The organism is Ensifer sp. Root127 (assembly GCF_001425225.1).
In the GTDB taxonomy this organism is placed as follows: domain Bacteria; phylum Pseudomonadota; class Alphaproteobacteria; order Rhizobiales; family Rhizobiaceae; genus Ensifer; species Ensifer canadensis.
The window spans coordinates 418,853-427,459 of sequence record NZ_LMDX01000054.1; the positions used below are offsets into that span (position 1 = coordinate 418,853).

8 protein-coding genes are annotated in these 8,607 nt (G+C 58.3%); 2 read left to right on the forward strand and 6 right to left on the reverse strand.

The window, feature by feature from the left end; genetic code table 11:
* Positions 1 to 244 precede the first annotated feature (244 nt).
* Positions 245 to 1,267 (reverse strand): serine hydrolase, encoded by a 1,023-nt coding sequence (locus ASD03_RS37080; RefSeq protein WP_057219239.1) that lies wholly within the window; start codon positions 1,265 to 1,267, stop codon positions 245 to 247.
* Positions 1,268 to 1,379: 112 nt separating this feature from the next.
* Positions 1,380 to 1,964, reverse strand: coding sequence for a TetR family transcriptional regulator (locus ASD03_RS37085; RefSeq protein WP_057219297.1), 585 nt, complete (start codon positions 1,962 to 1,964; stop codon positions 1,380 to 1,382).
* A 416-nt stretch (positions 1,965 to 2,380) separates the two neighbouring features.
* Here ASD03_RS37085 and ASD03_RS37090 point away from each other — a divergent pair, with 416 nt between their 5' ends.
* Positions 2,381 to 3,310: an Rpn family recombination-promoting nuclease/putative transposase gene (locus tag ASD03_RS37090; protein WP_057219241.1), complete on the forward strand. Its 930-nt coding sequence runs from the start codon at positions 2,381 to 2,383 to the stop codon at positions 3,308 to 3,310.
* A gap of 402 nt (positions 3,311 to 3,712) precedes the next feature.
* On the opposite strand, the gene ASD03_RS37095 is transcribed toward ASD03_RS37090, so the two are convergent.
* Complete coding sequence (locus tag ASD03_RS37095; protein WP_057219243.1) at positions 3,713 to 4,750, reverse strand: hypothetical protein; 1,038 nt, start codon at positions 4,748 to 4,750, stop codon at positions 3,713 to 3,715.
* Positions 4,751 to 5,047: 297 nt separating this feature from the next.
* Here ASD03_RS37095 and ASD03_RS37100 point away from each other — a divergent pair, with 297 nt between their 5' ends.
* A complete protein-coding gene (locus tag ASD03_RS37100; RefSeq protein ID WP_057219245.1) occupies positions 5,048 to 5,443 on the forward strand; it encodes a helix-turn-helix domain-containing protein in 396 nt (131 codons plus the stop codon).
* Between the two features lie 679 nt (positions 5,444 to 6,122).
* On the opposite strand, the gene ASD03_RS37105 is transcribed toward ASD03_RS37100, so the two are convergent.
* Genes ASD03_RS37105 through ASD03_RS37115 form a run of 3 tightly spaced genes read right to left on the reverse strand, consistent with a single transcriptional unit; the run spans position 6,123 to position 8,522 of the window.
* Positions 6,123 to 7,712 (reverse strand): IS66 family transposase, encoded by a 1,590-nt coding sequence (locus ASD03_RS37105; protein ID WP_057219247.1) that lies wholly within the window; start codon positions 7,710 to 7,712, stop codon positions 6,123 to 6,125.
* 53 nt (positions 7,713 to 7,765) lie between these two features.
* Positions 7,766 to 8,119, reverse strand: coding sequence for an IS66 family insertion sequence element accessory protein TnpB (gene tnpB, locus ASD03_RS37110; protein WP_018857828.1), 354 nt, complete (start codon positions 8,117 to 8,119; stop codon positions 7,766 to 7,768).
* Positions 8,100 to 8,522: a transposase gene (locus ASD03_RS37115; RefSeq protein WP_057219249.1), complete on the reverse strand. Its 423-nt coding sequence runs from the start codon at positions 8,520 to 8,522 to the stop codon at positions 8,100 to 8,102. The genes tnpB and ASD03_RS37115 overlap by 20 nt, the downstream gene beginning before the upstream one ends.
* Between the last annotated feature and the right edge of the window lie 85 nt (positions 8,523 to 8,607).

Below are 8,607 nucleotides of genomic sequence, written 5' to 3' on the forward strand. Positions count from 1 at the left end.
GGAAGCGTTACAGCCTCCGGCAAATGACGGCCCGTCCCGCGCTCGGCGCGCACGATATCGCCGGTGCCGGCGCCGGCTGAATTGCCGTGCAAGCCTGCGTTTGCCGGCCGGCGGCCCACGAGCCCATCAGGAAAAGGAGACGCCGTTCATCCACAGCAGGTTCGCTCCGCACGAAGCCACGCACGCGACACGGCGGCTGCACCCGGCACCGCAGGTTTCGCCGGTGATGGGGCGGAAAACGCAGCTATTCGCCGAGACGCGGCGACGCCCTGACCGTGTCGATGATATCGCCGAGCAGCAGATGCAGCGCATCGCGGTACCCGGTGCGTGCCGACGGGCCGCTCTCCTCAGACGTCATCACCACGGTCAGATCCAACGCCGGAACGATATAGAGCATCTGGCCGCCATAGCCCCAGGCGAAATGCACGGTCTCGCCGGCGATCTGACGCTGAAACCAGCCGTAGCCGTAGATGTCGCCGGAGAACCGAGAATTGGTGCGCGGTTGCCAGGAAAGTGCGACCCATTGCGCCGGCACCACCTGTCTTCCATCTGCCGTTTTGCCGCCGTTGCGGTAAATCTCGCCGAAAGCAAGCAGAGATCGCGCACTCATGGCCATCTGGTTGCCGCCGAGATAGATGCCCTGGGGATCGCGGTCCCAGGCATCGATGCGAAAACCCTTGATCGGACCAAGCCATTCGCGGGCGAGAGCAAGCGTCGACTTGCCGCTGACCTTGGTTAGGATTGCCGAGAGCAAATGGGTGGACGCGGTCGAATAAAGCATCTGCCCGCCCGGTTCGTCGTCGAACGGCTGCGCGAGTGCGGAGCGGACCCAGTTCCGGCTGGACACCCAGCGGCCGTAATTCGGACCGGACATCCTTCCGAGACCGGCCTGCATCGAAAGCAGATTGCCGATGGTGATGTCCTCAAGCCGCGGATCGGGCGAAGCCGGCAGGTCCGGCTTCAGGATCGGAGCGATCTTCTGGTCCGGGCCCTCAAGCAAGCCCTTGTCGATCGCAATGCCGACCAGCGCCGATACGATCGATTTGGAAGCCGATTTGATGTTGGTGGTGTCCATAGGGCGGGTGCCCCGGTAGCCGCGCTCGGCAAGGACAGAGCCGGATCGGGCGACAATCACCGTCTTCAACGGTTTCAAGTCGTCGCGCGTTGCAAGGCCGTCCAACAGCGTCGGAAGCATTGGCCGATCCTGTGCGACCGCCAGGGAGCACATCACAAGCAGCGAGAAAAATGCAGCAGCAAACCTGATCATCCATTCCGATCTAGGCTGACTACGCCTCCGCGTCACCAGGCCGCGTGCAATGTCACGCGGATTTGAAGCCGGGTGACCGATCGGTCCTGTCGTGGCCCAGTCGCGCAGCACTTCAAGCAGCGTGTGGAGCGGATGCGCCTGTGGCGAGGACCGACACGAAACGGCCCAGGCTCTGCCGCACGAAATCCGCAACCGGGATCTGCGGATCGAAACTCCACCAAAGCAGGGCCCCCTGCCAGTGGGACGCCATCAGGAGGCCAATGCCGGGCACCGGCCCCGATGGACCAGAGAGGCGTTCATCCAGCGCCTGTGAGAGCGCATCGCGCCATCGCGCGCCGCGGGCGCGAAGCGCCGGATCGCGCAAATCCTCGCGCAGGATCCGAAGCCCGTCGGCATAGGTTTCGATGCCGCCATAGCCGCCGGACAGTCCGACGAGCAGGTCGACGGCGCCTTCCGGTGTCTTCGGCAAGGTCGCGGAAAGCTCTGAAGTCAATCGGTCGAGCCCGTCCCAGGCTTGCAAAAGCGTGCGCTGAACGAGGTTCTGCTTGTTCACAAACCGCTGGACCAGGGTGGAGGCGGAGAGCCCGGTGCCCGTGGCAAGAGCGGCGAAGGTCAGGCCCTCCGGGCCGCTCGCATGTATGATCGCCAACGCGGCTGCCAACACATCTTCATCAGGCATTGTTTTGGGGCGTGGCATCTTGACTCTCATTAATAACCGAATAATCGTTTATATATCCTATTCTCATAGCCACGACCAGATGATTGCGCGCCTTTGGTTTGTCGCTGGGGGCGCTGTCGTGGGCAGTCTGCGCCAACAGGTTTGTCCTCGCCTGTAGCCCGCATGTTCGTAGTGTCTACCAGCAGCGATGCGATCGATAACCGGGCACATTCTGGTCCCGCGCATGCCGAGGTTCCTCCCCAGGCATCGTCGAAGCCTCAGCAGGTGCCAATGGAAGGGCATAGTTTCATTGCCGTGATGATGAACTGATCCAGAGGGACGTGGGCTGAGTTCCGTGCTCCGCCCTTCAGTCACTTCACAATTGCTTAGGAGACGTTCGTTACTGCTGCGCCCGCCAAACGAGTGACGCCATGCATTGCAGGGAGATCTAGGTTGTGAGCCGATTGCTCGAAATTCTGGACAAAAACTTTCCGAAGTTCGATGTGACCATGAAAATCATGTTCGCAGTACAGAACTCGTATCTTAGACAGATGCTCGACATACCGCTGGGACACGACCTCCCTCCTGGGTTTCCCGACTTCGAACAGACCGAGGTCGATGCTCTCGTCCGACGCAATGGGAAGATATTTCATGTCGAGTTCCAATCTTGGAACGATAGCAGGATGGTATTTCGGATGTTGGACTATCGCAATTCGATATACCGACACTACAGAAAACAGGGGAGACGAACCGTAACCCCCGACATAGTTCAAATGGTTGTTTATATTGGCTCGCCCCCTATGCGCATGGAGAGTGAACTCCAAGGGACCAAGCTGGATTTCTCCTACTCGCTTCATGACATCAGAGAATTCTGGTTTAGCTGGAGAAATCGCCTTGTACGCAGCCGACTGCCGCTGAATTGGATCCTAGCGCTGATCTGCTCTGATGCAGAAGACGAGACGATGTGGAAGAGGTCTACTCAAGCCATTCGTGACCACTTGGACACGAATGGCGGCCAATCTGATCTTCCATTGCCGGCCGTCTTGTTGGTTGCCGCTACGCTACGCAACATGTCGGACGACTTCAGAAGGGAAATAATCAGCATGTTTACGATGAACATCGAGAACGACCCCCTTTTCAGGGAGATCTATGAGCAAGGCAACGCCCGCGCTGCCAAAGTACGCCTCCTACGGATGATCGGCATCGGTCTTGATACCCGCGCGATCGAACTAGATGATACGCAAAATGAAGAACTCGCCGGATGGAGGGTCGAAGACCTCGATGCGCTTGCCGATGCCATGATGGCCATGATCTCCAACGAAAGACTGCTCGCTTGGCTACCAAGGCGCGCACCGACCGAAGACAACAGCCACGACGGCCTTTGACTGGCAGAGGAAAGCGTTACCCTTCGGATATTGACTCACGTACGATGGTCTCGCTCCTTGAGATTCGTGAGCCTGAGCTTGGACGGCCACGGCTGATACCCTCAATGCCTCGAATTCCACAAACACGAAGCGGCTGCGGCGCTCCCGATCCGGGTTCCGACCGGATGATATCCGCAATCCAACCCTCAGGCGTAGGAGCTAGGCCGCAGGCAAACGAGTTGCGGCAACTCGCCACGTGGCAGCAAGACCACGACGGAGGATGGATGGATTCACATTCAGAATCCCGTTACGAAACTAGAGTTGACGAAACGCAGAGCATTATAGTGAAGGCCCGCAGCCATGATTGCAGCTTGCGTGGGCTTTAAAAACTAGATCGCTCCACCCGGGCCTACTGCGACCGCCTCATTTGAGATCATGTGGTGGCTTCCGCATGCCCTGGATCCTTACGACCACAATAGAGTACTTCGTCGTGCCTCCCGGCGGAACGACTTCCTGTAGTCCTATGCACTCACGAACGTTGGGGGCGTCACCCCGCCGGTCAACTAGGTCTAAAACCATGAGGACGCAGAAGGTGTAGCTAGATCGCTGGTAGGCTGCAGTCTGCAGTCCGAAGGCCTTCGTCAATCCTTCCAGATCATGATTAACGTCCGTCTTCTTAAGTTCAGCGACGACGGTGGCGCCGCCAAGTACGAAGTCGATATCTGATCGCCCCCCTCCGAGATCATTCCTTTCCCTAATGGCAACAGAACGAAGGGCTGTAGACTGGAGAAAGCTGTAGAAGTCCTTCTGAAGGTCTTTTTCGATCGGAGGATTGGCCTTGTCCCGATTGAAGAGATACTCGATTCCCGAGACCGCGCTGACGGTGAGGTTCGTCCGTGAGAACAGAAAGGACAAGGTGCTGTAGAGGATCGTATTGAATAGTGCCCCTGCATGGGAGTTGTCGCGATAGTCCTTGTTCCGGAGCAAGCCGGTTGCCAGCCCTGACCATATCTCAAGCAGTATGGGGTCGGTGAATCCTAAATCAAAGTTCACTAGGGAGCTTTGCAGGTGTTCTCGTGCATTCTCAGCGAGATTAGGAGGGAGCCAGCTTAATGCTTCGGCGACGGCATCCTTAGGAGCCGCCGCCCTCCATGGGCGGCGGCGGAGGCTATCCTCCAGTGCCTCGGCTATCATGCCTCGCACGGCAGCGACGGTGGGCGCGTCCGCCGATTGCTGGTTTTCTTCTAGCCATTGTTCGAGCATCGTCAGGCGCACACGGTCGCGCTGCAGGCCATCCGCGATGGGCGGACGAACAATCGCGTCGACCCCTCCGTCCTTGGTGTGAAGCAGGATCGATCGACTGGCCTCATATATGAAGCCTATTACTTTGGCCGCGTGCTGCAGGAACAGGGGTTCATCGTCTAAGCGGATGTCCAGAAGCTGTGCCTGCAGCCTCCTCATGTAGGATGGCCGCAGCAGCGACAGGACATACGCAGTCTTGAGTGCACAGGCCCGGGTAACCAGCCGTTGTTACCCAACGGTGAATCCGTCTGCATCCGTGTCCGAAGGAGTGTCCGCCTAGTTTGGCTTACAGCAAGGTGATCGCGCCTACATGGCATGAGCGCTGTCGTGGGCACACATCGCCCGAAGAGGTTCTAGCCCGCCACGCGGGTCACTAGCACTTCTGGGAGTAGACAAAGAACCCCACGAACATCACCTTCCGCCCACGAACCCGACTCGACATCGAAGGAGAGCATCATGCCAAATCCCAAGTCACCGAACGAAATCGACGTAACCGTTGGCCGCAACGTCAGGCGCATTCGAAACCTGATCGGGATGTCGCAGGAAACGCTCGGCGAGAAGCTCGGCCTGACATTCCAGCAGGTGCAGAAGTACGAAAAGGGCACCAACCGAATTTCGGCGAGTAAATTGGTCGCCGTGTCTCACGCGCTCAACTGCAGCATCGCTCAGCTCTTCGCGGACATTGATGCGAGCACGAATACCGTGCCCATTCCTAGCGTAAGCGTGGCAGCTCTCAAGTTGGCGGGTCAGTTCGACAAGATTGCGTCGGCTTCTCAGCGCGATGCCGTCTCCAAGCTTGTCGCATCGATGGCACGTCACGACGCCACGCAGTCCCCGCTTGTAGAGGAATGATAGCCAGCGAGGGGCTGGGTCAGATTTCTCAAAGTAGGAAACGTCGAAGCCCCCCGGAGCAGCCATCAGAGGCCCGCTCGGAGCTTGAACGATAGGTTTCCCCCTACGGTCTGATGCTACTTCACTATCGAGGTCCACTATCAGTTAGTGATGAGCATCAGTAAAATACAGTTCCGTGGGTCCACTTCGGCGGAGAGAACACCGTGCCGCGCACTGTGGCTTCAGGCTGCCGGACGCGCTCTTCAAGCGTTTTGACCTCGGAATTGCCGATAGCAGGTTCATCGAAGCGACATCACAAGCGAACTTGCGACCCAGGAAGAGGACCTCGCCGGTTGCAAGACAGCTCAGGTGGTGGCTGATCACCAGAGGTTATTTATGCAAAGAAAACTGGCTCTACCGAGTTAGGGTCACAACCTTTAGTTAAAAAATCGTCTGGTTGCGATGCCTTTTCAGTAAGCGCGATTTTCCATGCGCATTGACGGCTGTGGCACCGCTGAATCGCCCTCGCATCGGTAGCGATATCCGGCTCTATTAGGCCGCAGAGGTTTTGGNGGAAAAATTGTTTCAAAAGAAACTTCTGCGGCAGAAGCTCGGAAAACTGTAAGCGCGATTTTCCATGCGCATTGACGGCTGTGGCACCGCTGAATCGCCCTCGCATCGGTAGCGATATCCGGCTCTATTAGGCCGCAGAGGTTTTGGCGAAGTTGAACGGTAGCAAGTCGCCGATGTCGGCCTCTTCGTCGCGCTGCGGCAACTCTGCAAGCACGTGGCGCAGCCAGGTGAGTGGATCGACGCCACAGGCGCGGCAAGTCAGCATCAAACTATAGATCACTGCGCTGGCCTTGGCTCCGTCAGCGGTATCGCTGAACAGCCACGATTTTCTTCCGGTGGCAAAAACTCTGATGTCGCGTTCCAGAATGTTGTTATCGATCGGCATCCTGCCGTCGCTGGTGTAGCGCGTCAGGTAATCCCATTGGTTCAAAGTGTAGGACACAGCATCGCCGAGCTTGGTATCCGGCACGACCTTCGGCGCGATGTCGTCGAGCCACGCCTTCAGGGCGGTCAGGACAGGCAAGCTGTGCTGTTGCCGGAAACGGTGAATGCAGTCGGCCAGCGTTTCACCGACGTCGGGCTTTTCGTCTCGAGCCTGTCTTTCGATCCGGTAGAGCTGCTCGAAGAACCTGAGAGCTTGCTCCGGCGGGCCGCCACCTTTCTTTCTGGCTTTGAGGGCCTCAACGAAGCGCCGCCGGGAATGAGCCATGCATCCGACATGGGTTGCGCCATGCAATGTGCGCCACGCGGTGTAGCCATCGCTCACCAATATGCCGCGGTAGTCACCGAGGAAGGTCTGCGGGTGGATCTGGCCGCGGCCAGGCTGATAGTCGAGAAGCACGATCGGCTCGTCACTGTCCTCACCGCTCCGATAAGCCCACATATACGATGTGCTGGTGGCCTCCTTGTCCTTTTCCTTGAGGACCTGAACCGTCGTCTCATCGCCATGAATGAGAGGCTGCGATTGAAGCCGCAGTTTCAGAGCGTCATAGATGCGGTGCAGATGCCTCTCGCTCGAACCGATGACCCAATGAGCGAGAGCCCCGCGGCTGATCGGAACGCCGGCCCGCTCGAATGTCTGCGCCACGCGGTAGAGCGGTGTACCATCGACGTACTTATGGACGAGCGCGAAGGCCAGTGTCGATGCCGTCGCGATGCTGCCCGGCAGGGGTTGCCTCGGCATCGGTGCGATCACGACGGGCGTGTTGATCCCGGTGCGATCGCAATGGCGGCAAGCGTACTTGAACCGCACATTCTGCAGGACCTTTGCCTTGACCTCGATATGGAGCTGCTCGGTAACGGCCTCGCCCATGCGATGCATTTGACTATCGCAGCATGGACAAGCCTTCTGATCGTCGGGAAGGTCATATTCGACACGCTCACGCGGCAAGTCTTCCGGCAGAGGTCTGCGGCCCCGCTTTTTACCCGCAGTGCTATCGACCGCCGGCAAGCCTGTATCCGGGAGATCGGCGACGTCGTCGCCATAATCACGATCATCCTCGTCTGCGGCCTCTTCGGCTTCGTTGAAGAGGCGATCAATGTGCTTTTCGCTGCGCGGGGCAAAGCGATGGAGCCTTGCGAGCGCCAACTCCTCTTCCAGCTTGACGACCTGTCGCGAGAGCGCTTCCTTCTCGGCTTTAAGCGCAGCGATTTCGGCAGCATTTGCCGCCAACTGCGCCATCAGCACTGCAATGTCAGGATCGCCGCCTCGTACCATCCGATTCTTGAATCTGAACCGCCCCTTTGCGTCAACAGCTCAATTCGCCACCTTCAACCGGCGATCTGATATTGCCGCACCGGATGGCGGATCATCGCGTCGATATCGATGCCGTCGAGAATCCAGTGGAGCTGCTCTGTCGTCAGCACAACGACCGGCACCTCCCGGCGCGGCCAACGGAACCTGTCTTCCGTCAATTTCTTCAGGACCATCACAAAACCGGACCGATCAAAAAACAGGAGCTTCATCCGGTCGTGACGGCGATTGCAAAAGGCAAAGACCGCGGGAGCAAAGGGATCGAGCTCCATTACCTCCTGCACCAGAACCGCAAGGCTGTTGATGCCGGCGCGGAAGTCGATCGGCTCGCGATGCAGGTAGACCTTGAGGTCAGCGCCCAGTCTGAACATGGCTCAACGCTCCTATAATCGCCGCCAGTCCATCAACATCGCTGCATTCCACCGTCAGGCTAACCCCGTTCGGCAGTAGCGCGCTCACCTTGGATGCATGAAAGCGCTTGCCCAATGGCTCCGTCTTCGTCAGTCGATCGCTGGCACAAGACGAGTGCATATCCGGAGCAATCTGAACCGGAACGAACGTCGAGACCAAAGGCAAAGGACGCTCCTCTCTGGCCTTCTTCATCCACTTCCGAACGAGATTAGCATTGACGCCATGTTCCAGCGCCAGCCGCGAGACCGAAACGCCGGGCTCTAAACACGCCGCGACAAGCTGATCTCTTGAGGCAGGGTCATATCGACGGCGGCCGTCGCGACCAACAAGCCGCACCTGCAGTTTAGGAGCATCTTCATCCATGATTTGGTGTCCACCTATCTTTTGGTGGACACTTCATGCCTCAGAGCACTGCGCTTCAGAAGGCGCGCAGAAATTCGCGCTTACC

Bases quoted from the DNA above. Each gene is read 5' to 3' on its own strand.
- ASD03_RS37080 (WP_057219239.1), bottom strand. From the start codon at position 1,267: ATGATCAGGTTTGCTGCTGCATTTTTCTCGCTGCTTGTGATGTGCTCC.
- ASD03_RS37085 (WP_057219297.1), bottom strand. From the start codon at position 1,964: ATGCCACGCCCCAAAACAATGCCTGATGAAGATGTGTTGGCAGCCGCG.
- ASD03_RS37095 (WP_057219243.1), bottom strand. From the start codon at position 4,750: ATGAGGAGGCTGCAGGCACAGCTTCTGGACATCCGCTTAGACGATGAA.
- ASD03_RS37100 (WP_057219245.1), top strand. From the start codon at position 5,048: ATGCCAAATCCCAAGTCACCGAACGAAATCGACGTAACCGTTGGCCGC.
- ASD03_RS37105 (WP_057219247.1), bottom strand. From the start codon at position 7,712: ATGGTACGAGGCGGCGATCCTGACATTGCAGTGCTGATGGCGCAGTTG.
- tnpB (WP_018857828.1), bottom strand. From the start codon at position 8,119: ATGTTCAGACTGGGCGCTGACCTCAAGGTCTACCTGCATCGCGAGCCG.
- ASD03_RS37115 (WP_057219249.1), bottom strand. From the start codon at position 8,522: ATGGATGAAGATGCTCCTAAACTGCAGGTGCGGCTTGTTGGTCGCGAC.